Origin of the sequence: Erwinia billingiae Eb661 (genome assembly GCF_000196615.1) — a bacterium.
In the GTDB taxonomy this organism is placed as follows: Bacteria; Pseudomonadota; Gammaproteobacteria; order Enterobacterales; family Enterobacteriaceae; genus Erwinia; species Erwinia billingiae.
The window spans coordinates 2,612,374-2,637,660 of sequence record NC_014306.1; the positions used below are offsets into that span (position 1 = coordinate 2,612,374).

Annotated in this window: 23 protein-coding genes; 14 read left to right on the top strand and 9 right to left on the bottom strand. The window is 52.3% G+C overall.

What is annotated here, in order from left to right; translation table 11 throughout:
* The first annotated feature begins 169 nt into the window (after positions 1–169).
* The 4 genes from pspF (at position 170) to chaB (ending at position 4,385) form a co-directional block, all read left to right on the top strand.
* Positions 170–1,159, top strand: a complete 990-nt coding sequence (pspF, locus tag EBC_RS13330) for a phage shock protein operon transcriptional activator (RefSeq protein ID WP_013202326.1) — start codon at positions 170–172, stop codon at positions 1,157–1,159.
* Positions 1,160–1,487: 328 nt separating this feature from the next.
* Entirely contained in the window at positions 1,488–3,110 is a 1,623-nt protein-coding gene (gene sapA, locus EBC_RS13335) for an ABC transporter substrate-binding protein SapA (RefSeq protein WP_013202327.1), read from the top strand.
* A 2-nt stretch (positions 3,111–3,112) separates the two neighbouring features.
* On the top strand, positions 3,113–4,078 hold the full coding sequence (gene sapB, locus EBC_RS13340; protein ID WP_013202328.1) for a putrescine export ABC transporter permease SapB: 966 nt from the start codon (positions 3,113–3,115) through the stop codon (positions 4,076–4,078).
* A 73-nt stretch (positions 4,079–4,151) separates the two neighbouring features.
* The gene (chaB, locus tag EBC_RS13345) at positions 4,152–4,385 is read left to right on the top strand and encodes a putative cation transport regulator ChaB (RefSeq protein ID WP_013202329.1); all 234 of its coding nucleotides are present in this window, start codon (positions 4,152–4,154) and stop codon (positions 4,383–4,385) included.
* An 85-nt stretch (positions 4,386–4,470) separates the two neighbouring features.
* Here chaB and EBC_RS13350 read toward each other — a convergent pair whose 3' ends face one another.
* Positions 4,471–6,834, bottom strand: coding sequence for a phosphoketolase family protein (locus EBC_RS13350; protein ID WP_013202330.1), 2,364 nt, complete (start codon positions 6,832–6,834; stop codon positions 4,471–4,473).
* 297 nt (positions 6,835–7,131) lie between these two features.
* Here EBC_RS13350 and EBC_RS13355 point away from each other — a divergent pair, with 297 nt between their 5' ends.
* The 6 genes from EBC_RS13355 to grxB all read left to right on the top strand — a co-directional run bounded on the left by EBC_RS13355 (position 7,132) and on the right by grxB (position 10,679).
* Positions 7,132–7,341, top strand: coding sequence for a YdgH/BhsA/McbA-like domain containing protein (locus EBC_RS13355; protein ID WP_013202331.1), 210 nt, complete (start codon positions 7,132–7,134; stop codon positions 7,339–7,341).
* A 176-nt stretch (positions 7,342–7,517) separates the two neighbouring features.
* Positions 7,518–8,117 carry a nitroreductase family protein gene (locus EBC_RS13360; protein WP_041692323.1) on the top strand — a complete coding sequence of 200 codons (600 nt, stop codon included), beginning with the start codon at positions 7,518–7,520 and terminating at the stop codon, positions 8,115–8,117.
* A 173-nt stretch (positions 8,118–8,290) separates the two neighbouring features.
* Positions 8,291–9,211, top strand: coding sequence for a LysR family transcriptional regulator (locus EBC_RS13365; protein ID WP_013202333.1), 921 nt, complete (start codon positions 8,291–8,293; stop codon positions 9,209–9,211).
* Between the two features lie 122 nt (positions 9,212–9,333).
* Entirely contained in the window at positions 9,334–9,531 is a 198-nt protein-coding gene (locus EBC_RS13370) for a tautomerase family protein (protein WP_013202334.1), read from the top strand.
* Between the two features lie 115 nt (positions 9,532–9,646).
* Positions 9,647–10,000, top strand: a complete 354-nt coding sequence (locus EBC_RS13375) for a putative quinol monooxygenase (RefSeq protein WP_013202335.1) — start codon at positions 9,647–9,649, stop codon at positions 9,998–10,000.
* A gap of 31 nt (positions 10,001–10,031) precedes the next feature.
* On the top strand, positions 10,032–10,679 hold the full coding sequence (gene grxB / locus EBC_RS13380; protein ID WP_013202336.1) for a glutaredoxin 2: 648 nt from the start codon (positions 10,032–10,034) through the stop codon (positions 10,677–10,679).
* Positions 10,680–10,965: 286 nt separating this feature from the next.
* Here grxB and EBC_RS13385 read toward each other — a convergent pair whose 3' ends face one another.
* From EBC_RS13385 to EBC_RS13395, 3 genes are all read right to left on the bottom strand, one after another.
* Positions 10,966–12,078, bottom strand: a complete 1,113-nt coding sequence (locus tag EBC_RS13385; protein ID WP_013202337.1) for an S-(hydroxymethyl)glutathione dehydrogenase/class III alcohol dehydrogenase — start codon at positions 12,076–12,078, stop codon at positions 10,966–10,968.
* 332 nt (positions 12,079–12,410) lie between these two features.
* Positions 12,411–12,686, bottom strand: coding sequence for a metal/formaldehyde-sensitive transcriptional repressor (locus EBC_RS13390; RefSeq protein WP_013202339.1), 276 nt, complete (start codon positions 12,684–12,686; stop codon positions 12,411–12,413).
* A gap of 172 nt (positions 12,687–12,858) precedes the next feature.
* A complete protein-coding gene (locus tag EBC_RS13395; RefSeq protein ID WP_013202340.1) occupies positions 12,859–13,743 on the bottom strand; it encodes a LysR family transcriptional regulator in 885 nt (294 codons plus the stop codon).
* Positions 13,744–13,911: 168 nt separating this feature from the next.
* Here EBC_RS13395 and EBC_RS13400 point away from each other — a divergent pair, with 168 nt between their 5' ends.
* The 4 genes from EBC_RS13400 (at position 13,912) to EBC_RS13415 (ending at position 19,334) form a co-directional block, all read left to right on the top strand.
* Complete coding sequence (locus EBC_RS13400) at positions 13,912–15,048, top strand: alpha/beta hydrolase (protein WP_013202341.1); 1,137 nt, start codon at positions 13,912–13,914, stop codon at positions 15,046–15,048.
* Positions 15,049–15,134: 86 nt separating this feature from the next.
* Positions 15,135–16,310 carry an MFS transporter gene (locus EBC_RS13405; RefSeq protein WP_013202342.1) on the top strand — a complete coding sequence of 392 codons (1,176 nt, stop codon included), beginning with the start codon at positions 15,135–15,137 and terminating at the stop codon, positions 16,308–16,310.
* 395 nt (positions 16,311–16,705) lie between these two features.
* Positions 16,706–16,945, top strand: coding sequence for a hypothetical protein (locus EBC_RS13410; RefSeq protein WP_013202343.1), 240 nt, complete (start codon positions 16,706–16,708; stop codon positions 16,943–16,945).
* A 457-nt stretch (positions 16,946–17,402) separates the two neighbouring features.
* Entirely contained in the window at positions 17,403–19,334 is a 1,932-nt protein-coding gene (locus EBC_RS13415) for a methyl-accepting chemotaxis protein (protein ID WP_013202344.1), read from the top strand.
* An 83-nt stretch (positions 19,335–19,417) separates the two neighbouring features.
* Here EBC_RS13415 and uraH read toward each other — a convergent pair whose 3' ends face one another.
* From uraH to EBC_RS13440, 5 genes are all read right to left on the bottom strand, one after another.
* Positions 19,418–19,837, bottom strand: a complete 420-nt coding sequence (uraH, locus tag EBC_RS13420) for a hydroxyisourate hydrolase (protein WP_013202345.1) — start codon at positions 19,835–19,837, stop codon at positions 19,418–19,420.
* 116 nt (positions 19,838–19,953) lie between these two features.
* Positions 19,954–21,183, bottom strand: a complete 1,230-nt coding sequence (locus tag EBC_RS13425; protein ID WP_013202346.1) for a c-type cytochrome — start codon at positions 21,181–21,183, stop codon at positions 19,954–19,956.
* 4 nt (positions 21,184–21,187) lie between these two features.
* Complete coding sequence (locus EBC_RS13430; RefSeq protein WP_013202347.1) at positions 21,188–23,080, bottom strand: NAD(P)/FAD-dependent oxidoreductase; 1,893 nt, start codon at positions 23,078–23,080, stop codon at positions 21,188–21,190.
* Positions 23,081–23,184: 104 nt separating this feature from the next.
* Entirely contained in the window at positions 23,185–23,658 is a 474-nt protein-coding gene (locus EBC_RS13435; protein WP_013202348.1) for an ester cyclase, read from the bottom strand.
* Positions 23,659–23,667: 9 nt separating this feature from the next.
* Complete coding sequence (locus EBC_RS13440) at positions 23,668–25,095, bottom strand: gamma-aminobutyraldehyde dehydrogenase (RefSeq protein WP_013202349.1); 1,428 nt, start codon at positions 25,093–25,095, stop codon at positions 23,668–23,670.
* Positions 25,096–25,287 lie beyond the last annotated feature (192 nt).

Sequence of the window (25,287 nt, forward strand, 5' to 3'; positions counted from 1 at the left end):
AAGTCCTCGGTAGTGTCTTATTGAATGTGCGCAGTCATCTGCGTCGACGCTATTACCTATTCAAATCGCGTGCCAACTTTTATCTTATTGATTTATGGGCATTCTCACTGTTTACAGGCTGATGCAGATTGGTTAATGTGGTGTAAATAACTAACATCTGGTGAATTTCATGAGCGAAAATAACGAGACGTTGCTCGGCGAGTCAAATAACTTCCTTGAAGTGCTTGAGCAGGTTTCCCGTCTGGCGCCGTTGAACAAGCCGGTGTTGGTCATTGGCGAGCGGGGAACCGGGAAAGAGCTGATCGCCAGCCGTCTGCATTACCTGTCCGACCGCTGGCAGGGGCCGTTTATCTCCCTCAACTGTGCGGCGCTGAATGAAAACCTGCTGGATTCGGAACTGTTCGGCCATGAAGCCGGCGCCTTTACCGGCGCGCAAAAGCGCCATCTGGGCCGCTTCGAACGTGCTGATGGCGGCACCCTATTCCTTGATGAGCTGGCCACCGCACCGATGCTGGTACAGGAAAAACTGCTGCGGGTAATTGAGTACGGGCATTTGGAGCGCGTGGGCGGCAGCCAGCCGCTGCAGGTGAGCGTGCGGCTGGTCTGTGCCACCAACGATGATTTGCCGCTGCTGGCGCAGGAGGGAAAATTCCGCGCCGACCTGCTCGATCGCCTGGCGTTTGATGTGGTTCAGCTGCCGCCATTGCGCGAACGCCGCAGCGATATTCTGGTGATGGCCGAGCATTTTGCCATTCAGATGTGCCGCGAGCTTGGCCTGCCGCTGTTCCCCGGCTTTTCGGCGCAGGCAAAGCAGATCCTGCTGGACTACGGCTGGCCGGGTAACGTCCGCGAGTTAAAGAATGTGGTTGAGCGCTCGGTCTATCGCCATAGCGAAGTCGATCAGGAGCTGGACAGCATCATTATCAACCCTTTTAAGCGCCAGCAGCCTGCCAGGGAGACTGAAGTGGCTGAGGCTGGCAGCCTGCCTGATTTACCTCTGGATCTGCGCCGCTGGCAGAATCAGCAGGAGAAAGATCTGCTGGATAAAAGCCTGGCTCAGGCCCGCTATAGCCAGCGTCGCGCGGCGGAATTACTGGGCGTTACCTATCACCAGCTGCGCGCGATGATGAAAAAGCACGGCATCAACGTCGATAAGTGAGCCCTGACGGCAGACAAAAAAAAAGCCCGCTCGAGGCGGGCTAAAAAATACTGGAAGCAATGTGAGCAATGTCGTGCTCTTCTTCGGTAGAGCCACCGTCGAAGCGAAGGAGAATAATAATCATTCGCAGTACCAACTGTAAAGCACTTTGTTGAGAATATTTCTCATTACCATAGCAACATTGGGCGTATTCTGAACACCCCTGAACAGTGCAGGGAAACCTTTTATTCCCTTTTTGTCGGAAAAAACGTCAGTTATCCCGGCAAACTTTGGGGCAGACCGGAGAGTGCGGTACACTCTGACTATTGCCTGATTTTTCAGATGACTTATGCGCACATTATTCTCCACGCTTCTGCTGGGGCTGAGCCTGTTCAGTGCCTCAACCTGGTCCGCTTCGCCCGGCGATATTCGTCAGAGCGGTTTTGTCTATTGCGTCAACGGCGCGGTCACCACCTTTAACCCACAGTTAGCCAGCGGCGGCCTGGTGGTTGATACGCTGGCGGCCCAGCTGTATGACCGTCTGCTGGATGTTGACCCCTATACCTACCGGCTGATCCCGGAACTGGCGCAAAGCTGGGAAGTGCTGGATAACGGCGCCACCTACCGTTTTCATCTGCGGGACAATGTCCATTTCCAGAAAACAGCCTGGTTCTCCCCTACCCGCACGCTGAATGCCGACGATGTGGTGTTCAGCTTTCAGCGCATTTTTGACCGCCAGTCGCCGTGGCATAACGTCAATGGCGGCAGCTATCCCTATTTCGACAGCCTGCAGTTCGCCGATGCCGTGCAAAGCGTGAAGAAGCTGGATAAAAATACCGTTGAGATCCGCCTGCACAACCCGGATGCCTCATTCCTCTGGCATATCGCCACCCATTATGCGCCGGTGCTTTCCGCCGAATATGCCGATCGCTTGACCAAGGAAGATCGCCAGGAACAGATGGATCGCCAGCCGGTCGGCACCGGTCCGTTTATGTTGAGCAGCTATCGTACCGGGCAATATATCCGTCTGGCGCGTAATCCGGAGTACTGGAAAGGCCTGCCGCGCATGCCGCAGGTGGTGATTGATATGGGCGCTGGCGGCACGGGCCGTCTGTCGAAGTTACTGACCGGCGAGTGCGACGTACTGGCCTATCCTGCCGCCAGCCAGATTTCGATTCTGCGCGACGATCCGCGTCTGCGTCTGACCTTGCGTCCGGGGATGAATATCGCCTATCTGGCGTTTAATACCCGCAAAGCGCCGCTGGATCGCGTTGAGGTGCGTCAGGCGCTGGCGCTGGCGATCAACAACGAACGTCTGATGGAATCCATTTATTACGGCACGGCGGAAACCGCGGCATCTATTCTGCCGCGCGCGTCCTGGGCTTACGATAATGAAGCCAGAGTGACCGAATATAATCCGAAAAAAGCCCGTGAAGAGCTAAAGGCGCTGGGCGTGACCGATCTGCATCTGAATTTATGGGTGCCGTCAGCGTCCCAGTCGTGGAATCCCAGCCCGTTAAAAACGGCTGAGCTGATTCAGGCGGATCTGGCGCAAATCGGCGTCACGGTCACCATCGTCTCGGTTGAAGGCCGGTTCCAGGAAGCGCGCCTGATGCAGATGAATCATGACCTGACGCTGACAGGCTGGTCGACGGACAGTAACGACCCGGACAGCTTCTTCCGTCCGCTGTTAAGCTGCGCGGCGATCGGCTCGCAGACCAACTATGCTCACTGGTGCGACCCGGCCTTTGACGAGGTGCTGCATAAGGCGTTGCTTTCTCAGCAGCTGGCTTCGCGCATTGACTATTACGATCGGGCACAACGCATGCTCGCCCAGTCGCTGCCGGTGCTGCCTCTGGCCTATTCCCTACGCCTGCAGGCCTATCGCCACGATATTCAGGGCCTGGTGTTGAGCCCGTTCGGTAACGCGTCGTTTGCCGGCGTGCACCGTGATAAAGGCGAGGAGAAATAACCATGGTGATTTATACGCTGCGACGCCTGGTGCTGTGGCTGGTTACCCTGTTTATGCTGACGCTGGTGGGCTTCAGCCTCAGTTACTTTACGCCGCATGCGCCTTTACAAGGGGCATCGCTCTCAGACGCCTTCTTCTTCTGGTACAAAGGCCTGTTCCAGCTGGATTTTGGCGTTTCCAGTATCAACGGCGAGCCAATTGGTCAGCAGATCCGCGAGGTGTTTCCCGCCACGCTGGAGCTGTGCATTATGGCTTTCGCGCTGGCGATGTTTATTGGTATTCCGCTGGGAATTGCCGCCGGCGTGATGCGCAATAAATGGCAGGATAAAACCATCAGCGCGCTGGCGTTGCTGGGTTTTTCGATGCCGGTATTCTGGCTGGCGCTGCTACTGACGCTGTTCTTCTCGCTGAACCTCGGCTGGTTGCCGGTTTCTGGCCGCTTTGACCTGCTGTATCCGGTGAAGAACGTCACCGGCTTCGCGCTGATTGATGCGTGGATCAGTCCTTCGCCGTGGCGCCATGAGATGCTGGTCAGTGCGCTGATGCACCTGATTTTGCCGGTCACCGCCCTCGCCGTCGCGCCGACCACGGAAGTAGTGCGTCTGCTGCGCATCAGTACCCGCGAAGTGATGGAGCAGAACTATATTAAGGCGGCTGCCACCCGCGGCCTGTCACGGTTTACCATCATTCGCCGCCACGTGCTGCATAACGCGCTGCCACCGGTGATCCCACGCCTGGGCCTGCAATTTTCCACCATGCTAACGCTGGCGATGATTACCGAAGTGGTGTTCAGCTGGCCGGGACTTGGTCGCTGGCTGGTGGATGCCATTCGTCAGCAGGATTACGCGGCGATTTCCGCCGGGGTGATGATGGTGGGCGGTCTGGTGATCACGGTAAACGTGCTGGCCGATATTCTGGGTGCCGCGTTGACGCCGCTGAAGCATAAGGAATGGAACGCCGTCCGCTAGGCGCAATCGCAGGGCAGCTTGAAAAATCGCCTGACTGCGCCAGACTTTAGGCATCGATTAAAGGAGGTCAGTCATGCCCTACGATTCACGAAGTGCCTTACCCGACAGCGTTCAGCATGTGCTTCCTGCTCATGCCCAGGACATTTATATGGCCGCATTTAACAGTGCCTGGGATGAGTATAAAGATAAAAAAGACCGCAAGGATGACAGCTCGCGGGAAGAAGTGGCCCATAAAGTGGCCTGGGCGGCGGTTAAGCATCAGTACGAAAAAGGCGACGATGATAAGTGGCATAAAAAGTCATCGTAATCAGAAGGCCTTAATGCTGGAAATCCTGATGCGGCTTGCTGAAAATTCTCACGCATTATGCTGACCTGAACCGCCGCACGGCGGTTTATTTTTTTGTGCCCGACCACACCCAGTGCTGAATTTCCGGCAGGTCTTCGCCATATTCGCGCACGTAATGATGGTGTTTCTGCAGACGTTGCTGCAGATCGTCAACGGCCTGTGGATGACGGTCGGCCACTCCCGGAACATGGCGGATGGCCGACAGCGCCAGGTGATAACGATCCAGCTCATTCAGCACCGTCATATCAAATGGCGTGGTGGTGGTCCCCTCTTCATTAAATCCATGCACGTGGAAGTTATGATGATTGTTACGCTGATAGGTCAGTCGGTGAACCAGGTTGGGATAACCATGGAAAGCGAAAACGACCGGCTTATCGCGGGTGAACAGCGCATCAAACTCCGTCTCAGATTTGCCATGAGGATGTTGCTGCTGGGTTTGCAATGCCAGCAGGTCGACCACATTAACCACGCGGACGCGTAATTCCGGCAAAATCTCACCTAACAGGTCGACTGCCGCCAGCGTTTCCAGCGTTGGCACATCGCCGGCACAGGCCATCACCACATCAGGTTCGCCCTCACTGCTCGCCCAACGCCACTCACTCATACCGGCTTCGCAATGGGCAATCGCAGCTGGCATATCCAGCCATTGCGGTGAAGGCTGCTTGCCGGCCACGATCACATTAATGCGATCCCAGGTGCGCAGACAGTGATCGCCTACCCACAGCAGCGTGTTGGCATCCGGCGGCAGGTAAATCCGCACGATGTCGGCTTTCTTATTGGCAACATGATCGATAAAGCCGGGATCCTGATGGCTGTAACCGTTGTGGTCCTGCCGCCAGACGTGTGAAGAAAGCAGATAATTCAGCGACGACACCGGCTTGCGCCACCCCAGTTTGCGCGTCACCTTCAGCCATTTCGCGTGCTGGTTGAACATCGAATCTACGATATGAATAAACGCTTCGTAGCAGTTAAACAGGCCGTGACGGCCCGTCAGAAGATAGCCCTCCAACCAGCCCTGACACTGATGTTCGCTGAGGATCTCCATCACTCTGCCATCGCGGGCTAACTGCTCATCATATGTCTTCAGCGGCGCCATCCAGCTGCGGCTGGTGGCGTCGAATACCGGGGTGAGCCGGTTCGATGCGGTTTCATCCGGACCAAAAAGACGGAAATTATCAGGATTGCGGTGGAATATCTCCGCGAGATAATGACCCAACTGTTCCGTAGCGCCTCCGGTTGTGCTGCCTGGCTGACCGGTCTCCAGCGCGAACGCATGGATATCGGGTGCGCTCAGCTCGCGACGAAGGCGACCGCCGTTGGCATAAGGTGACGACCCCATCCGTTTATTCGCCGCAGGCACCAGCGCGCGGAGTTCAGCTATCAGTGAGCCATTATCGTCAAACAGTTCCTGCGGCTGATAACTGCGCATCCAGTTCTCTAAAATTTCCCGATGCGCGTCGTTTTCCCGACAGGCCGAGACCGGCACCTGATGCGCACGCCAGAAATCCTCGACCTTTTTGCCATCTACCTCTTTTGGCCCGGTCCAGCCTTTCGGGCTGCGAAACACAATCATTGGCCATCGTGGAACAGTCTCTGAGCCATTACCCGAACGGGCCTGCTGCTGGATATCGGCAATTTTGGAGAAAGCCGAATCCAGTGCCGATGCCATTTGCTGATGCATGTCGGCAGGTTCGTGCCCCGAGACAAACAGCGGCGCGTAGCCATAGCCGCTAAACAGCTGTGTGAGGTCATCATCACTGCTGCGCCCGAGAATGGTCGGACTGGCTATTTTATAGCCATTAAGATGCAAGATGGGCAGTACCGCGCCATCACGCTGGGCATTGAGAAATTTTATACCGTGCCAGCTTGAGGCGAGCGGCCCGGTTTCCGCTTCACCGTCACCAATCACACAAGGCACAATCAGCTCGGGATGATCGAAAGCGGCGCCAAAGGCATGGGATAAAGAATACCCCAGCTCGCCCCCTTCATTGATTGAACCCGGCGTTTCCGGTGCTGCATGACTGGGTATGCCGCCGGGAAATGAAAACTGTTTGAACAGTCGCTGCATACCCGCTTCGTCTTCGCTGACGTCGGGATAAATTTCACTGTAACTGCCTTCCAGCCAGGTATTTGCCACCATCGCGGGGCCGCCGTGCCCCGGCCCACAGATAAACAGCAGATCCCGATCGCGCTGACGGATAATGCGGTTCAAATGGGCGTAAATAAAATTCAGGCCGGGAGTGGTCCCCCAGTGCCCAAGCAGGCGGGGCTTGATGTGCTCTGGCAAAAGAGGATTGCGTAATAACGGATTACCCATCAGGTAAATCTGCCCCACCGAAAGATAGTTTGCAGCGCGCCAGTATTTATCCAGCAGCGCCAGTTCGTGGGTCACGGTTTCTTCTGCCATCATTTTTTCTCCCGATAGTTAGCCTTTAACTAACCCTACTCGAGGATCACCGATCGCGCGAACCAGCGGACCGGTAGTGGCTGGGATCGGATGGACGCGTCGTGGCGGGTGAAGCGGTCACCCTTAGGGTATGAACGTTAGCCCACGTTGTAGCAGCGGTTAACACACCCAAACCTCATTCAGATATTTTGACAAACAGCAGCAAATAACCCGCCTTTCGCAAAATAATCATCAGGAGTATCATTCTTCACATCGAGGCAGAACGCCTCATTATGAATAAAACAAACTCAGGAAACAATCATGAAATCAGTCAAAAATTTAGTTGCGATTATTGCCTTCTCTACAATTTCTTTCGGTAGTTTTGCGCAAAGCATCACCGCTTCAGCCTCTTCTCTGGATGGTGCAGAAGCACAAATCGCCGCCCAGGCACAGGAACTAGGTGCAAAATATAAAATCACCGAAGCAAGCTCTAACAATTTCGTGCACATGACCGCAGAGCTGATTAAATAATAAAACGCTTCGGGTCGCCCGTCCGGCGGCCCTGATAGCGTTAAATTCTGCCCGCACAGTGACTTCGGAAGGAATACCTGTCTATGTTCAGCAAACTACTCAGCAGCATTTTCAAACGCGGGAATGAAAATTCCACGGAAATGCATTTCGATACTACTCAGCAACAGGAAAATACGATGTCTAATCACTTTCTGGACCTGGCAAAACAACGCCGGACTATTTATGCACTGGGTAAAGACATGCCTGTCGCGGATGAAGAAGCGATCGATACGATTAAAGAGGCGGTGAAACAGGCCCCTTCTGCCTTTAACTCCCAAAGTTCCCGTATCGTTATCCTGCTGGGAAAAGAGCATAACCGTTTCTGGGAAATCACCCGTGAGCAGCTGAGAAAAATCGTGCCGGCGGATCACTTTGCGGGAACCTCTGCCAAAGTCGATGGCTTTGCCGCTGCAGCAGGCTCGGTACTGTTCTTCGAAGATCAGGACGTGGTGAAAACGCTTCAGGAGCAGTTTGCTTCTTATGCTGATAATTTCCCGGTCTGGTCTGAACACAGCACCGGCATTGCACAGTACGCCGTATGGCTGGCACTGGCCGAAAAAGGCATTGGCGCTAACCTGCAGCACTACAATCCCCTGATAGACAGCGATGTGAAGACTGCCTGGCAGATCCCTGAGTCGTGGAAATTGAGGGCACACATGAACTTTGGCTCAATTGAAGCGCCAGCAGGCGAAAAAACCTACATTGATGACGACCAGCGCTTCATCATTGCAAAGTAAAACCTCTTCAGGCCGCCGCCAGGCGGCTTGTTATTAACGGCCCTCTATTCTCAACAATTCATTTCTCATGTTGTTCTTCCTGCCTGATTTATCTTTTTCACTGTCATCATTAACGTGTAGGTAATTAGCGTTTACGCTAAAGTCACTCACTGATTTTCATCCGGGCGCCCACTATGCCAGCAGTTATTTCCACAGAATCCTTCAACAGCATCGTTCATTTTGTGACGGCGGCAAACTCCAACAGCTTTACCGAAGCCGCTGAACAGCTGGGGGTGTCGAAATCGGCAATTGGGAAAAGTATTCAGCGCCTTGAACATAATCTGGGTACCGCGCTGTTCCACCGTACCACCCGAAAAATCAGCCTGACGACGGAAGGTGAAGCCTATCTCGCCAGTTGCCAGAGCGCGCTGGAAACGCTGCAAATGGCCGAGATGGCATTGCGCTCTAAGCTGACGGAACCCACGGGCACGGTGAGGATTGATTTGCCGGCGGCATTTGGCCGATCGGTAATGATGCCGATTTTGATGGATATGACAAAGCGCTACCCCCACCTGAAGCTGACGATCATCTTTAATGACCGCATCATCGACCCACTGGATATTGGCTTCGATCTCGCGATTCGTTTTGGCGCTGTAAAAGACACCACCGATCTTATCGCCCGCAAGCTGAACGACCAGCAGCTGATCATTTGCGCGTCTCCTGACTATCTGTCGGCTTACGGCAAGCCGGAGACTCTGGACGATCTCAATCATCATCGCTGTGTGCTCGCCTGGCGCGGTGGCGCACCGCTCAGCTGGTTGATTCGTGATAGTGAGGGGAAAGATGTCAGAATTAAGCCCACGCCTTTTCATCAAATAAGTGATGGCGATGCGATGATCGATGCCTGCATTGCCGGCGCGGGCCTGATTCAGTTTCCGCAAGCATTGTTGCGGCCTCATATACAAAGCGGCAAGTTAGTGCCGATACTTTCGGCCTGCAATCCCGCCCCCACCGAGCTGAATGTGATCTGGCCACGCGCCCGTCATTTACTGCCCGGCGTGCGCTTTATCATTGATGAGCTTATTGCGTTAGCCGGACAAAAAGCCTTCGCGTGATTGTAGAATTTAATTCTACACTCTGTGCCCTTTCAGCCTGTTTATCCACTTCCACGTTCGGCGTAGGATTTCTTCAACGTCAGGTGTTCTGACAGTTCATCAACTTATGAAGGGGTTCTACCATGCCAGTAGTAAATATTCAGATGTTCGACGGTCGTGATGATGCCAAACCGGCTATCGCTAAAGCGGTGACCGACGCTATCGCCACCCATGCCAACGTTGATCCACAGTATGTCTACGTCATTTTCAACGACGTCACCACCGACAACTGGGCAATTTCAGGTGAGATTTTTGCTGAGACGCTGAAAAAATCGGGCTGAGATGCAGCCATAGCGGCCGTTATGTCTTTGTCCTTAACGGCCTGTGCCACTTCAGTGCGCACTCCCCGCTTTCTCCGTTGTACTTCCGCCTCCTCCCCGATCTCTGGAGATCTTCATGAAAAATGAAATTACCTGCGTATTCCACCTGGCCGTCAATGACGGACAATTTCCGGCGTTTAAAGAGTTAGTTTCCCGCGTGGTCGAAGCCACCAGCAAAGAGCCCGGCACCCTCAGCTATGTCTATAGCATCTGCGACGACCAGAAAACGGCCCACATTGTTGAGCGTTATCGCCAGCAGGATGTGGTAAGCCATGTCGACATCACGTTCGCGCCTTTCGCCGAAGCCTTTCTCTCTTTGGTGACCATCACCGGCCTGACGGTTTACGGTGAGCCGGATGATGAAATTCGTGCACGACTGAACCCATTCGGTGCCGTGTATATGAAACCCTTCGATGGCTTTACCCGCTAAACTCCTGCCACAGACCAAAAAAGATACTGCTATGAAACTGTATGTTTACGATCACTGCCCCTTCTGCGTGCGATCACGCATGATTTTTGGCTTAAAAGACGTTGCCTGTGAAATCGTTACGCTGCCAAATGATGATGAAGCCACGCCAACACGACTCATTGGGAAAAAAATGCTCCCAGTGCTGGTCACCGAGAGCAACGAGGCGATTGGTGAGAGTCTGGATATCGTTAACTATATTGATGCCACCTACGGTTCGCCGATGCTAACTGGATCTGAAAACTCAGCGATAGAAGGCTGGATGGATGACGCTTCGACACGCATTTATCAACTGGCGGTCCCGCGCTGGGCGAGTTCAGATTTTGAAGAGTTTCGTCAAGCGCCAGCAAGGCAGTATTTTACCGCTAAGAAAGAAGCTGTTTTTGGCCCGTTCCCGTCTTTACTTGAACAAACCGATTCGCTGGTTGCGGAAATGAATGAGAAACTTGCCGCGCTGGAAACGTTAATATCAGTGACGAAGCGTGACGGTGAGACATTATCACTGACCGATATTCGCCTTTTCCCCCTGCTGCGTTCATTATCCATCGTCAAGGGAATGCACTGGCCGCCACGGGTTGATGCCTGGCGCAGAGAGATTGCCCTGCGATCTCAGGTCAATCTCAACGACGATATCGCTATATAATGCCGGTCTGCGGGTAAATCCCACGCCACGCCGGAGCCTATTGAAGCTGCATTTACTAAACTGGCCGATGAACTTTCCCACCATCCGCTGTCATTATCGACGGATGCACTACAGGTGCTGGCAGGGTTGGTATTTATCCGTGAGATAACACACCACCTGGCTATTACGGCCATCCACTGCGCATGACTTTCAGGCAAAAAATAGCCGGTTACTCCCAAGAGGTGTAACCGGCAATACGTCTAAGCACATATTATTATTGTGGAGAACTTTTTACGAAAGCTGACTGTTATTCGTAATGGATAACGGTGCGGATAGATTTACCTTCGTGCATCAGATCGAATGCATCGTTGATGTCATCCAGACCCATGGTGTGCGTGACAAACGGCTCAAGCTCAATATCCCCTTTCATCGCGTCTTCAACCATTCCAGGCAACTGACTGCGGCCTTTAACGCCGCCGAACGCCGAGCCTTTCCACTGACGACCGGTTACCAGCTGGAACGGACGCGTGGAGATCTCTTTACCTGCACCGGCGACGCCAATAATGATGGACTGACCCCAACCACGGTGTGAAGACTCAAGCGCGGCACGCATCACGTTCACATTGCCAATACATTCAAATGAGTGATCAACACCCCAGCCGGTCATTTCAATAATGACTTCCTGAATGGGCTTGTCGAAATCGTTTGGATTAATACAGTCGGTCGCGCCGAATTTTTTAGCCAGCTCAAACTTGCCTGGGTTGGTGTCGATAGCAATGATGCGACCCGCTTTCGCCTGACGCGCGCCCTGAATCGCTGCAAGGCCGATACCGCCCAGGCCAAAGATTGCTACCGAGTCGCCTGGCTGCACTTTAGCCGTATTGTGAACCGCACCAATACCGGTGGTCACGCCACAACCCAACAGGCAAACGTGCTCGTGATTGGCTTCCGGATTGATCTTCGCCAGCGAGACTTCAGCGACCACGGTGTACTCGCTGAATGTTGAACAGCCCATGTAGTGATAGATAGGCTGGCCGTTATAGGAGAAACGGGTGGTGCCATCGGGCATCAGGCCTTTGCCCTGGGTGGCACGAACGGCGGTGCACAGATTGGTTTTGCCGGATTTACAGAACAGGCACTCGCCACATTCAGCGGTGTAAAGTGGGATGACGTGATCGCCTGGTTTAACGCTGGTGACCCCTTCACCCACTTCAACCACCACACCCGCACCTTCATGGCCCAACACCGCAGGGAATACCCCTTCAGGATCGTCGCCAGACAAGGTGAAGGCATCGGTATGACACACGCCGGTATGGCTGATTTTCACCAGCACTTCGCCAGCACGCGGCGGCTCAACATCGAGCTCGACAATTTCTAAAGGCTTGCCTGGACCAAACGCAACCGCAGCACGAGATTTCATATATTGCACTCCACATAAATAGGGTTAGAGGAAGCGGAGGGAGAGATCGTGAGTCTCAGTTTCGCCGCTCTCTGCAGGGATGAATGATTCATCATGGGGAATAGTATAGATCGCATACCCCTACGGGGTATATAGACTATAGATATTAAATAGTGCTTAATGAATTAATTGATTGTTATCAAACGAATTTAAATGTCGCTAAAGGGTTTTGACAATATTTTGGCGGGTGCTTCTGATATTTGGCTGACTGAGCAGATGCGCAGTTTTTTGGACATAAAGCAGCCTGTGGGTGGGCTGCCGGCATCGAGATGACTGAACATACTAACAGGACGTTATTTGAAGTAGGATTTAACGAGCTTGACCAGCTCACCGATATCTTCACCCGCCTCGCTGTCAGGCTTCAGTTTGCCGGCAAACTCTTCTTTTATATAGCTTTCGAGGATTTCGGTCATCAGGCCATTCATCGCGCCTCTGACTGCTGCCATTTGCATCAGTACCGGGGCACAATCCGCACCCGCTTCCAGCGAACGCTGTATCCCTTCGCATTGCCCCTGAATCCTTTTTATTCTGTTTAGCGCGCGTTTCTTATCTTCGGGGGAGTGTGGCATACATCCTCATATAGGGTACCGGGGTATATTATGACATGACGTTATAACTGATATGGGCGAAAACTGACAGGATAATTATTCCCCCAGAAAGACCTTAACGCCTTCAGTGATGGACGTTAGCGGACAGTTTGCCAGAGGGGAACGGCTTCACCAATACCCCCACCCTCTACCTTCAGGTTTTTAATGCATCAATCACGATTCTTAATGCCGGTGACACATTCCGATGCGGATAATAGAGGAATGAACCGTCGAGGCGTTGGCTGAAACGCTGTAACACTCTGACCAATCTCCCCCGCTGCAGATCATCGGATACCAGTTCCTCTGGAACATAAGCCAATCCAAGACCACGCCTTGCGGCTTCGGCCTCCATATAACTGTCAGAAAAGGCCCATTGTCCCTGAGGCCGGTGGGTGATTTTTTTTGCCTGCTGGTTAAGTTCCCATGCATACACACTGCCGTCGGCAAGCTGGTAGGCAATACAGGGATGCGCCACTAAATCCTCCGGAGTTTGTGGAAAGCCGTAACGACGAAAATGTTCAGGTGTAGCAACAATCGCCATCTCCATATCGGGCGTAATTCGTACCGCGATCATGCCTTGTCCGACCTCAGGACCAAGACGTATGCCAGCATCGAATCTTTCCGCAATGATATCGACAAACCGGCTTTCGCTGATCAGCTCCAGCCGGATATCCGGGTAGCGTTGTTGAAAGATCGCCAGCTTGGGCAGGAGGACTTTATCTATGGCATGCTGGCTGGCATTAATACGCACGGTGCCAGAAGGCGTCTGACGATAATGTGCCAGTGTGGCCAGTCCACTATTCAGAGCATCGAATCCGGTCTCCGCCGTCTTGTAGAGCTGCTCACCGGCCTGGGTCAGCGATAGCCTGCGTGTGGTACGGACCAAAAGTTGTACCCCTAACCTTTCCTCAAGCTCGCGGACAGAACGGCTAATGCCAGACTGAGCGAGGCCAAGCCGCTGCGCTGCGGCAGTAAAACTGCCTTCCCGCACCACCTGCATAAACAGGTAAAGCTCATTGTAGTTTTCCCGTTTGGCCATCACCGTTCCCATGCATCTCGATCTATACCAATAGGGTATGAATCCTAGCACTTTCCGCCGTCTAATCATCACTATTTACGCTAAGTATAATCCCCCTTTCGAGCTCAAATGCAGCGCCTTCCCTTGCGGAAACTGCATTCACACAGTGTTTTTCAAGGGGAGTCTTTTATGAAAATTTTCACCCGTAAAGTCACAGCTGTCATACCCGCGTTACTGCTATGCACGTCATTAAGTGGAGTTACAACAATGAGTCACGCTGAATCAACCAATCCAAATGCGCCCGTGTCGATGGTGGCGAAATGGGACAAAACCTTTGTTGAAAGCAGTAAGGTCGAACATCGTAAGGTGACCTTCCCAACCCGTTACGGGATAACTCTGGTCGGCGATCTGTATATTCCTAAAGATCGTGGAGACCGCAAGCTTGCGGCAATTGCCGTCAGCGGTCCCTTTGGCGCAGTTAAAGAGCAATCCAGCGGTTTATACGCGCAGACACTGGCAGAAGATGGGTTTGTTACCCTGGCCTTTGATCCCTCCTATACCGGGGAAAGCGGCGGCTCGCCACGCAATGTTGCCTCTCCGGATATCAACACCGAAGACTTTAGTGCTGCGGTAGACTTCCTTGGTTTACAAAAAGAGGTCGATCGCCAGCGCATCGGTATTCTCGGCATCTGCGGCTGGGGAGGTATGGCGCTGAATGCAGCAGCAATGGATACCCGCGTCAAAGCGGTCGCGACCAGCGTTATGTACGACATGAGCCGCGCCATGGGCCATGGTGTTGGCGACGGAAAAGACCGCTATTCAACGGCCGACCGCCGTGCGGTATTACACTATCTGAACGAGCAGCGTTGGAAGGATGCAGAAAGCGGCAAAACCGCCTATGCGGGTCATGATATTTACGTTGATGAGAGCGGGAAAGTAACGACTTCCGAACGCATTCTACCGGAAACCTTACCCGCAAATCCCAATCCGGTGTTGAAAGAGTTCTTCGATTATTACCGTATGCCGCGCGGGTTCCATCCGCGTTCGGTTAACTCTGCCGGTGCCTGGACAGCCACAACGCCCTTATCGTTTATGAATATGCCATTGCTGAGCTATGCCAATGAAATCACTATTCCAACGTTAATCGTTACCGGTGAAAAAGCCCATTCACGCTATTTCGCGGAAGATGCCTTTAAGGCGGTGGGCAGCAAAGATAAAGAACTGGTGATTGTCCCAGGCGCTAACCATGTCGATTTATACGACAACGTTGCCGGTAAGATACCTTTCACCCGCTTTGAAACGTTTTTTAAAACCCGCTTACGTTAACCTCCCGAGAATGATTGGTTTATAAAACCGCCTGTCAGCGACAGGCGGTTTCTCATTCGGGACTGATATTTAGAGAAGTTAATACTATGTCGATAGTTAAAACATCCCATAACCCGCAGCGTGCAAACTGGAATGGTATTTTTGCGATGACCCTCTGCGCTTTCGTCCTGGTTGCTTCTGAATTTTTGCCTGTCAGCCTGCTCACGCCGGTTGCCAACGATTTAGACGTCACCGAAGGGCTGGCTGGGCTCGGGATCGCCATCTCCGGCGCACTGGCGGTATTGACCAGTCTGACAATTTCTGACATTGCCGCCAATATTAACCGCAAACACCTTCTGTTGGGGATGACGGTATTAATGGCCATATCGGGGATGATCATCGCGCAGGCTTCCAGCTATCTGGTCTATATGTCAGGACGTGCGCTGATTGGTATTGCCATCGGTGGATTCTGGTCTCTCTCTGCGGCAACGGCCATTCGTCTGGTGCCCTCGCATCGGGTATCCCATGCGCTGGCTATTTTTAATGGCGGCAATGCGCTGGCGACTGTCGTGGCAGCCCCCCTGGGGAGCTATCTTGGCGCAACCATCGGGTGGCGCGGTGCCTTCATCTGCATTGTCCCTGTTGCGCTGGTCGCCTTCATCTGGCAATGCTTGAGTCTGCCAGATATGCCCGGTAATAAGACAAATCAGCCTCGCGGGAGCGTTTTTAGGCTATTAAGCCGTCCTGTTGTTTTAATTGGCATGCTGGCGTGTGGTTTATTTTTTATGGGGCAGTTTACCTTATTTACCTATGTGCGCCCGTTTCTGGAAACCGTCACTCAGGTAAACCCGTCCGGCTTATCACTGATTTTGCTTATTATCGGTGTTTCAGGTTTGGTTGGGACGTTAATCGTTTCCCTCTTTCTCAACGCGCGGTTTTACCCGACGCTCATGGCCATCCCTTTTCTTATGGCCATTATCGCCGGGCTGTTAATGCTAGCGGGTCACAACGTCTGGTTGGTTGCGCCGCTATTAGGGCTTTGGGGAATGCTTGCAACTGCCGCACCAACGGGATGGTGGACATGGATCGCACGGACCCTGCCGGAGAATGCCGAGGCTGGCGGCGGTCTGATGGTGGCCGTGGTTCAGCTGTCGATCGCCCTGGGGTCAACGGCTGGCGGGATGGTGTTTGATCATCTGGGCTGGCTGAGCGCGTTTGGTCTGAGCGGTGTGTTGCTGCTTAGTGCGGTTGTCCTGACATTTTTCACCTCTCGATCTCAATAAAACGCCGGGGTTTCACACTGCCCCGCAACTTCTCCTGAAGCCACGCCGCCATTTTCCCGCGAAGAGTAAATGCTGTTTGACGGATGACGTTTTCATTTTCTTTAACGAAATATTTATACGGAGACGATACATTTATTTAATCACGGGAATGTTTTACTTTTTTCAGATGAGTGCCACAATAGACATACGACATAAGTAGCACGCTATTATAAAGTGCACTATGTAGTTAAGCGATACCCCTTATCATTTGCAATGACAGCACCAGGGAATACCTACACTACAACCCCAGGCACATAAAATTGCCTCCGCAGAATACAGTCAGCCGCGAATGTAAAATGACGTATTAACAACGACATAACCGGCGTCACCCTGCGAGAGGCATCAGGAATATCTTTATGAGAAATCAACTTATAGAACGGCCGGTGGCCGTAAAGCATAACATTCGTGAACTCAGGATCGCCGCCGGCTTCTCTCAGCAAACTGCCGCAGAGCGTTTCGATCTCAGCCTGCGCGTCTGGCAGATGAAAGAGACGGGAAAGAATCCAACCCCGCTCAGCCAGGGAGAATACGAATTGCTATTGTTACTGGCCGGAGAGCATCCTAATTTTGCCCTTTTGTCTCAAAAGAAAAAATAAGCCGTTCTGCTCACAGGGTTCCTGAGGCTTGTAATGTTGTATTGAACCCTATCCAAAATTAAAGTCCATTTCCCGCCCCTTATCCGCGCCTCAGCAATTCATTAGGCTGATAATGAATGATTGTTTCTCACTGATAGCGCGCGCAACGTCGCAAAGGCCCGAAAAATAAAACCATAACACCCTGAAAAACAATACTAAAAATTAATTTGGCTTTATTTTTACCTCCAGTAAATTTAGTCGTTTATTCACCTGTCAATTCTCTGATCGCCACCTATAATACAATTTTTCTGATTGACCGGGGAGGATGAATAAACCTCTAAAGCATCCACTAAAAGATAAAAATTAGCGTATCTACACCTGCAAAGATTGATGTTAATGGATAAAAAATAACTAAAAAAATTACCTAATGGGTCTGTCTGACCAAAAACAATCAGTACTCTTACACCAGGAAATAAGAATGAAAAACCTACTTAACCGCACCAGTTTGCCTGCTAAGTTTTTACTGCTTGGGCTGTTTTCAGCGATTCTGTTTTTTTTGCCCACGGCTTTATTCATTCAAAGCGGCAGTCAGGCTATTGATGCAAAAAAAATTGAACTCAGCGGCATTCCGGTAGAGAAAAAAATGCTGACGCTGCTTAATAAAATCCAGCGTCACCGCGCCGAAAGCGCCATTGCGATTTCTCAACATAAACCTGACAACGCGCCTCGCCTGGCGTTGGCTGAAGATGCCAGCCGGGATCTCACAACGATCATCACCGACCTCAAGCAGGTGGATAATACTGCCCAGCCCCTAACCAGTTTGGCGACGTTCAATGATGATTGGCGGCAGTTGCAAAACGATATTTTAGCCGGGAGACTGAGCCTGTCTGACAGCCTGCAGCGCCACGCCAGCCTGATTCAAAAACTGCTGATAGCGAATCAGAATGTGCTGGATTTTTATGGCTTAACGCTGGATGCCGATCTCAATACTTATCAGTTTATTATCAGTATTTTTAGTCGCTTACCTCAGCTGACCGAAACCCTCGGACAAATCAGAGCCAGTGGCGCGTCTGTGATTGCTGCGGGCAATAACGTCACCGACGCGGATCGCAGTCGTATGGCGTTTCAAATCGAAAGTGGCAAAACCGCCCTCGCACAGTTCAATAGCAATATGGAAAAAGTGTTCACTATCGAACCCAGCCTGCGTGAAATCTTTGCCCGTTCAGATCAGGATGCGAATAAGCAGGCCAATGACGCCCTGCAACTGGCGGAGCATATCTTTGTCAGTAAAAGCGTTACCGTCGCGCCCGCCGAATACATTCGCGTTTTCACCCAGTCAATAAACCGTTACGCAGAGTTAGGGTCGAATAGCGCGGATAAACTGTCCCAGATGCTGGAAAGTCAGGCAACCGAAAAACGCCATGCTCAATTTTGGCTGCTGGCCGGCTTATTCAGTATCGCGTTACTCGCGGTGTATACGGCGGTTATGATTTCGCGATCGGTCACCGGACCGGTGGAACTGGCGGTTAATGCGGCAAGCAAAGTGGCTGCAGGCGATTTAACGACCTCGTTTACGGTGACAGGAACGAATGAGATGTCCATGTTGTTAAACGCGTTGCTACTGATGCAGAACCGTTTGGCAGAGCTTGTCTCAGGCATCAAATCCAATGCTGTCACCATCGCAACCTCTTCCGAAGAGATAGCCAGCGGTAATGGCGATCTCTCTTCTCGTACCGAACAGCAGGCGGCTTCGCTTGCTGAGACTGCCGCGAGTATGGAGCAGTTAGCGTCCATCATCAGTCATAACGCAGAAAATACCCGCTACGCGTCCACCATGGCAGAATCGGCAACCAATGCTGCCCTTCTCAGTGGTAATGCCATGGAATCCGTTATGGAAACAATGCATAAGATCCGCGGCAGTTCCGGAAAAATTGAAGAGATCACCAGCGTGATTGACGGCATCGCTTTCCAGACCAATATTCTGGCGCTCAATGCCGCGGTTGAAGCGGCGCGTGCCGGAGAATCAGGCAAAGGATTTGCCGTGGTCGCCTCTGAAGTGCGCGCCCTTGCGCAACGTTCGGCTGCTGCAGCGAAAGAGATTAAAGGATTAATTGAGCAGTCGGTTGATCATGCCCATGAGGGGATCGCGATGGCTAAGAATGCAGGAGATAGGGTCAGGCAGAGCGTGGAGGCCATTGAGCAGACCTCACAATTGATCCGCGATATTTCAACCTCATCCGCTGAGCAAAGCAGCGGTATTACGCAGATTAATATCGCCGTAAATCAAATGGATCAGGTAACCCAACAAAACGCCGTGCTGGTTGAGGAATCGGCCACCTCGGCAGATGATCTGGCACACCGTGCGGCTCATCTTCGGGACATGGTGGCCGTTTTCCGTACCGCATCCTGAGCCTCTGACCCACAAGGGCCCGTCACCTCAGGCAACGGGCCCATTTGGGAAAAAAGACCGCTCGGTAAACCAGACGGTTTCTTTTAGTTACCGCGATAGGTCGAGTAACCGTACTGGCTCAGCAGTAACGGGATATGGTAATGCCCGCCATTTTCCACATGGAACAACACCGGGATTTCAGGGAAAAACGTTGGCTTGCCCGCGCTCTTATAGTAATCGCCAGTTTTGAATACCACCTTGTAATCGCCTTCAGTCATCGGCTTATCCTGCGGAAACAGTGCAGCGATGCGCCCATGGTCATCCGTTTTGCCTGACGCCAGGTTAACCCAGTTATCCTTTTGGCGCTGTTGGAGTTCAACCTCCACGCCCGGCGTTGGCGTACCCGTTTCCAGGTTGAGGACATGGACGCTGAGCGGATTGGCAACGGGCGCAGTTTGCGCAGCACCGGCTGTGCAGGAGGCGGCGAAAAGCGATAAAAAGACAATTTTAGAGAAAGTGTTCATGAGTTAGCTCCGCGTTGTAATTGCTAGCTATATTCAACGACATTGATAGCTCACTCAATTTTTCTCTCAAATATCTGAAATTTCCCAGATTGTCTTCCCGCGCTCTTCCCGACCGATCACCTCCCACCTTCCCGGTATTGTTTATCCGCGTTTAAAACGTCCTTAATGTTGTCTTCATCAACCGGATGGGGAGGGTTCCCCCACTGACCTCTGACGTAATTGACAATATCCCGCATCTGCTGGGGCTGAAGCAGGCCATGATAAGCAGGCATTTTGTAGGGAATGTTTCCCTGGGTGACCGGTGTTTCTGCGCCGAACGCGATGACCTTGATCAGATTGTCGGGCTCCTCAGCGCTGACAGACGGGTTATTCACCAATGAGGGGACATTGTCATCGGTTCCCTGCCCGGTTGTACCGTGACAGGTTGAGCAATAACGCAAATAGAGCGTCTGCCCGGAACTGCCTGCAGCGATCGCCCCGCGGGTTTGCGATGCAGCCGCATGGGTATGTGAGGCCGGTTTTTTATCGCTGAGGCTGGCCAGGTAACTGCTGATGGCATTCAGGTCATTGTTATTCAGATACTGGGTACTTTGTGTCACAACGTCGCTCATCGGGCCCGAAATAGCGGAGTGCTTGCTTCGCCCTGTTTTCAGTAAATCTTTTATTTCTTCAGCCGGAATAGCCCCATTCCTGAGCGAGGGTGCATACCAGCCGTCAATCATCGCACCACTCAGGAAAGTGGCATCAGAACTGTCGTACGATTTTTCCTGCATGCCAATCCCCCTTGGCGTATGGCAGGCACCACAATGGCCAGGACCTTCGACAAGGTATTTACCGCGCTGAATTACCCCGTCGTCGACTCCCGCCGGGGTGCTAACCTCTTCTTTGCTATCGGTGAACATCCAGTTCCAGATACCCATCGGCCAACGCGGAGAGAATATCCACGGTATTTCTCCCGGACTATTTTTTTGAGCGGATGCTTTCACATCCTGTTTGAAATAGGTGTAGAGCGCGTGCATATCTTCATCGTTCATTTTGGCATATGACGGATAGGGCATCGCCGGATAAAGATAATGCCCATCGCGGGCCACGCCTTTTCTGACCGCTTTTTCAAAATCTGCGTAACTGTATAACCCGATTCCCTCTTTCACATCCGGCGTAATGTTGGTTGAAAAAATATCCCCTAAGGGAGTATGAAATCGTTTACCTCCCGCCATTACATCGCCGCCCTCTTTGGTATGGCATGCGACGCAGTCCGAAATACGCGCCACATACTCTCCCTCTGGAGACGCGGCGAAACTGCTGGCAGAGATAATCAACGCGCTTGTCAGGATAATTTTAATCATGGTGTTAACCCAGGTTCTTCAGTTCATTGACGGCTCGCCATGCCTGATCAATGGCTGCATGAGCATAAGCACTCCAGTCGGAGTCAGAATTGGCGATGGCAATACGCCCAATTGGCTTGCGTGCTTCTTTGATGATCTCCGGCATTTTATCCATGTCATCGAAAAGTGAACTGGCATAATAGGCGTAGCCATGGGCCCAACGGTTAACCGTGATGCCCGCAATATCCCGTTGATGATCAAATCCTGTCGAGCCAAGCATTTCCTGCAACTGCTCACGGATCATCTGTTCGTGAGTCTCGAAGGTTGTTCCTAATAACCAGGCGCGTCCGCGTTGAAACTGCTCGCGTGCGGTGAGGTTACTGCCGGGATAGGTGGGAACGTAGACCATATGAATAAGCATCGGGTCATCCGCATTACGCGGGTGATGGTATTTCCCCATACTGACGGGATAATCAAGTTTGACCCGACTGTACGGCGCGGCGGGAGAATAAAATTCATGGATACCCAAATCGGTAAAAGATCGCCAGTTGCGGATGGCCACGTTGGTATACACCAGTGGTGCCTTAACGTTCATTCGCAAATACGCTTTCTGTTCCTCCGGCGTTTCGGGGACAAGGAACGGAATCATCATGTTATAACCGGCCATGATGGTATTGCGACCGCGTACGCGATAAGGGTGTCCCTGATGGATATAGGTGACGATAACGCCGTTGTCGGTATTTTTCGCATTGATCACAATGCTGTTCAGGCGCAGTCGCGTGCTAGTTGCTTTCGTGTCCAGACGGCTGTAATCAAGCGTTGAGGTCACGGCGTCTGCCATCGACTCTCCGGGTAATGCATCCGGTATCAGATGCCTGACCAGCATCCGCGTCAGGCCTGCATTGCCATCCGGGAAATGATAGGTGTACGGTTCTTCCAGATCGGCAAGGGATTCCTCATCCAGCGGCGGCAGATGCATTGCCTCCATGCCTGGCAAGGCACATACCCGTGCGTCACTGCAGGAAATGCCCTCAATGCCGATGGCGAAAAAATCATTGGTACGCTGCTGAAAATAGAGCAACGCTATTTTGCTCAGACCGACTTTTTCAGACAGAAATTCGCTGTAACTGTGCTTATCCATCCACGCGAGTTTTTCGTCGACTTTCATCCCCGGCAGATAGTCTTTTGGTCTGACATGCAGTTCGATTAACGCCGCTTTGTCGGTTTCACTGAGCGGGAAATCGTTGATGAAATCTTCAATTTTACGGCCGTTCAGTCTGTCAGCGGGAATATCGTCTGATACTGCCCGTCCCGGATCGCCGCTGACTATGCGGGTTTCCCCGAAGTTCTTTTTATCGAAGAATACCCCACGACTCAGATTCAGGTCGGGATAAAAGTTTTGGTCAAAGCCCGCTTTCATTTTAACGACGCTGATGCCGACATCGGCCAGCAGTTTATTCACTTCAGGACTGAAATTATGTTTTGGCGATTGAAAGGATTCACTGCCACCGTATCCAATCAGTGTGCTTTTTCCCGCGGTAAATTCGTTGCGTTTAGCATGTCCGCCAAAATCGTCATGATTATCGAGGATCAGGATCTTTTTATCTTTGCCTGCCACCTGCTGCCAGAAACAAGCGGACGCAAGACCGCTGATGCCGCCCCCCACGATCACCAGATCGTATTCTTCCTCAACCGTCAGGGAATCGAAGTCGAATTTTTGATGCTCACGCCCGAGGGCATGCGCCATCTCAAATGAACCGGGGTGATTTCCTCGCAACCCCATCAAAGAGGGAGGATAATACTCTCCAGCTTTCTCAGCTATACCGTTTTCTTCCGCCCTGGCCAGATCCCAGGGCGTTAACCCGGCAACGACCGTCAGCGCAACACCGTTAAGAAAATCACGTCGGGTAATGGACATTTTTAACCTTTAAAGTCTGTTAATTATCGGGTGAAGCAAAATGCTTAAATGTGACCCACTCTTTTCCGCCGCGCCTGATGGAAAAGAGCGTCAAGGTGGCGTTATCACTTCGAGGATTGCAGCTCAGCATCCAGTTTTTTTGAATCGTAATAATCGCCCTGATAGGTAATTTTGCCCTTTACCACCTTAATAAAGCTGACGCCTTCAAATTTGATTTTGTTATTTGTTGCAGGACTCCCCGCCCACTCACCCGAATTGGTTCCTGTAAACGTCCACTGAAAGGCAATGGTGTCTTTGTTGTAAACGGGCTTGCTGGTCATTTTCCATTGCAGGTCGGGCACCGCATGAATAAACGCGCCAATCACCTCTTTTTCTGCCCTGTCCTTGCCGTTAACGGGTGAACCCGTTGCCGCGTCGTAATAAATGACATCGTTAGCCAGATAACGCGACGCCTGCGAAGCGTTGTGTCCATTCCAGGCGGCCATATAATCGTTAACCACCGATTGCGGTGACTCTTCTGCCAGTACGCTAAATGAACTCAGCACAACCGTCATTGCCGCGATTTTTAGTAATTTCATGGTGAGCCTCTAATCGTTGATGTCGCACATAATGTGTTTTATGCGGGTGTACTCATCGAGGGAATAGGACGACAGGTCCTTGCCGTAACCCGATTTTTTGAACCCTCCATGGGGCATTTCTGCACACAGCGGGATGTGGTTGTTGATCCACACCGTGCCAAACTCGAGATCGATACTGAATCGCTGCGCGCGGGCATGGCTGCTGGTCCAGATGCTGGCGGCAAGACCATATTCGACGTCATTCGCTTTATTCAGCGCATCCGCCTCCTCTGAGAAGCGCTGGATGGTCATCACCGGGCCAAAAACCTCATGCTGTATGGCTTCGTCGTGCTGTTGCAGACCGGAAATAATGGTGGGTTCAAAGTAGAAGCCAGGCCCCTGGCCCGGATGGCCGCCGGCTTCAATGGTGGCGTGTGACGGCAGGCGTTCAATAAAGCCTTTAACCTGCTCAAGCTGACTGCGACTGTTCAGCGATCCGTAAAGGGCGTCGCGGTCATCTGGCAGGCCAAATTTTATCTCTCGCGTTCGCGACACCAGTTTTTCGAGGAAATCCTGATAGGCCGATTCCTCGACGAGGATGCGGGTTGCCGCCGTGCAGTCCTGCCCCGCATTGAAAAATCCGGCGGTGGTGATGATGTCCACGGCTTTGTTCATATCGGCGTCGGCAAACACGATCACCGGCGCTTTGCCGCCCAGCTCAAGGTGGGATTTAGTGAGGTTGGCGGCGGCAGACGCAGCGACCTGCAGGCCAGCCCGCACCGAGCCGGTGATCGACACCAGTGAGGCGACAGGATTCGACACCACCAGCGATCCGGTATTGGCTTTTCCCAGCACCACGTTAAAGGCGCCCGCTGGGAAGAATGGCGCCGCTAATTCCGCCAGCAAAAGTGTGCTGATGGGCGTGGTATCACTTGGCTTCAACACCACCGTATTCCCTGCCGCTAATGCCGGGGCGATCTTCCAGACCGCCATCATAAAGGGGTAATTCCATGGCGTGACCTGCCCGACAATCCCCAGCGGCTCGCGGCGGATCACCGAGGTGAATCCCGCCGCGTATTCGCCGGCGGCTTTACCTTCCAGGCAACGCGCGGCGCCGGCAAAAAAGCGGATGGCATCGCATGACGCTGCGATCTCTTCTTTCTCAATAAAATGCCTGAGCTGTCCTGTTTCTTTACTCTGCAACTCGGCCAGCCGCGTCACGTTTCGTTCAATTTCATCCGCCAGACCAAGCAGCGCCTTTTGCCGCTGGGCAGGCGTGGACTTTTTCCACACCGCAAACGCCTCTTCAGCCGCAGCATAGGCAAGATCCACCTCCGCCGTTCCCCCGTCTGGTGAAATAGCATAGGTTTCACCATCAACCGGACTGATCAGCTCAAAAAAATCCTCCCTCTGATTCGGGACATACTGTCCGTTGATAAAGTGCTGTAAGGTTTGCATCGCATTCTCCACGTCGGTTAATACATATAAGATATTATGTAATATATATTGGCGTGGTTTTTTTCAATGACTCTCTCCTTACAACATGAAGCGCCTCGCATTTTTAACAAAATGATTACAATGTTGCCCTTCCCTCTGGCATTTTGGGGGAAACCCGATGCAGTGAATTGGCATCAGGCCTCCGGTAAATAA

Excerpts from the sequence above, each read along its gene's own strand:
- pspF (WP_013202326.1), top strand. The coding sequence starts at position 170 with ATGAGCGAAAATAACGAGACGTTGCTCGGCGAGTCAAATAACTTCCTT.
- sapA (WP_013202327.1), top strand. The coding sequence starts at position 1,488 with ATGCGCACATTATTCTCCACGCTTCTGCTGGGGCTGAGCCTGTTCAGT.
- sapB (WP_013202328.1), top strand. The coding sequence starts at position 3,113 with ATGGTGATTTATACGCTGCGACGCCTGGTGCTGTGGCTGGTTACCCTG.
- chaB (WP_013202329.1), top strand. The coding sequence starts at position 4,152 with ATGCCCTACGATTCACGAAGTGCCTTACCCGACAGCGTTCAGCATGTG.
- EBC_RS13350 (WP_013202330.1), bottom strand. The coding sequence starts at position 6,834 with ATGATGGCAGAAGAAACCGTGACCCACGAACTGGCGCTGCTGGATAAA.
- EBC_RS13355 (WP_013202331.1), top strand. The coding sequence starts at position 7,132 with ATGAAATCAGTCAAAAATTTAGTTGCGATTATTGCCTTCTCTACAATT.
- EBC_RS13360 (WP_041692323.1), top strand. The coding sequence starts at position 7,518 with ATGTCTAATCACTTTCTGGACCTGGCAAAACAACGCCGGACTATTTAT.
- EBC_RS13365 (WP_013202333.1), top strand. The coding sequence starts at position 8,291 with ATGCCAGCAGTTATTTCCACAGAATCCTTCAACAGCATCGTTCATTTT.
- EBC_RS13370 (WP_013202334.1), top strand. The coding sequence starts at position 9,334 with ATGCCAGTAGTAAATATTCAGATGTTCGACGGTCGTGATGATGCCAAA.
- EBC_RS13375 (WP_013202335.1), top strand. The coding sequence starts at position 9,647 with ATGAAAAATGAAATTACCTGCGTATTCCACCTGGCCGTCAATGACGGA.
- grxB (WP_013202336.1), top strand. The coding sequence starts at position 10,032 with ATGAAACTGTATGTTTACGATCACTGCCCCTTCTGCGTGCGATCACGC.
- EBC_RS13385 (WP_013202337.1), bottom strand. The coding sequence starts at position 12,078 with ATGAAATCTCGTGCTGCGGTTGCGTTTGGTCCAGGCAAGCCTTTAGAA.
- EBC_RS13390 (WP_013202339.1), bottom strand. The coding sequence starts at position 12,686 with ATGCCACACTCCCCCGAAGATAAGAAACGCGCGCTAAACAGAATAAAA.
- EBC_RS13395 (WP_013202340.1), bottom strand. The coding sequence starts at position 13,743 with ATGGCCAAACGGGAAAACTACAATGAGCTTTACCTGTTTATGCAGGTG.
- EBC_RS13400 (WP_013202341.1), top strand. The coding sequence starts at position 13,912 with ATGAAAATTTTCACCCGTAAAGTCACAGCTGTCATACCCGCGTTACTG.
- EBC_RS13405 (WP_013202342.1), top strand. The coding sequence starts at position 15,135 with ATGTCGATAGTTAAAACATCCCATAACCCGCAGCGTGCAAACTGGAAT.
- EBC_RS13410 (WP_013202343.1), top strand. The coding sequence starts at position 16,706 with ATGAGAAATCAACTTATAGAACGGCCGGTGGCCGTAAAGCATAACATT.
- EBC_RS13415 (WP_013202344.1), top strand. The coding sequence starts at position 17,403 with ATGAAAAACCTACTTAACCGCACCAGTTTGCCTGCTAAGTTTTTACTG.
- uraH (WP_013202345.1), bottom strand. The coding sequence starts at position 19,837 with ATGAACACTTTCTCTAAAATTGTCTTTTTATCGCTTTTCGCCGCCTCC.
- EBC_RS13425 (WP_013202346.1), bottom strand. The coding sequence starts at position 21,183 with ATGATTAAAATTATCCTGACAAGCGCGTTGATTATCTCTGCCAGCAGT.
- EBC_RS13430 (WP_013202347.1), bottom strand. The coding sequence starts at position 23,080 with ATGTCCATTACCCGACGTGATTTTCTTAACGGTGTTGCGCTGACGGTC.
- EBC_RS13435 (WP_013202348.1), bottom strand. The coding sequence starts at position 23,658 with ATGAAATTACTAAAAATCGCGGCAATGACGGTTGTGCTGAGTTCATTT.
- EBC_RS13440 (WP_013202349.1), bottom strand. The coding sequence starts at position 25,095 with ATGCAAACCTTACAGCACTTTATCAACGGACAGTATGTCCCGAATCAG.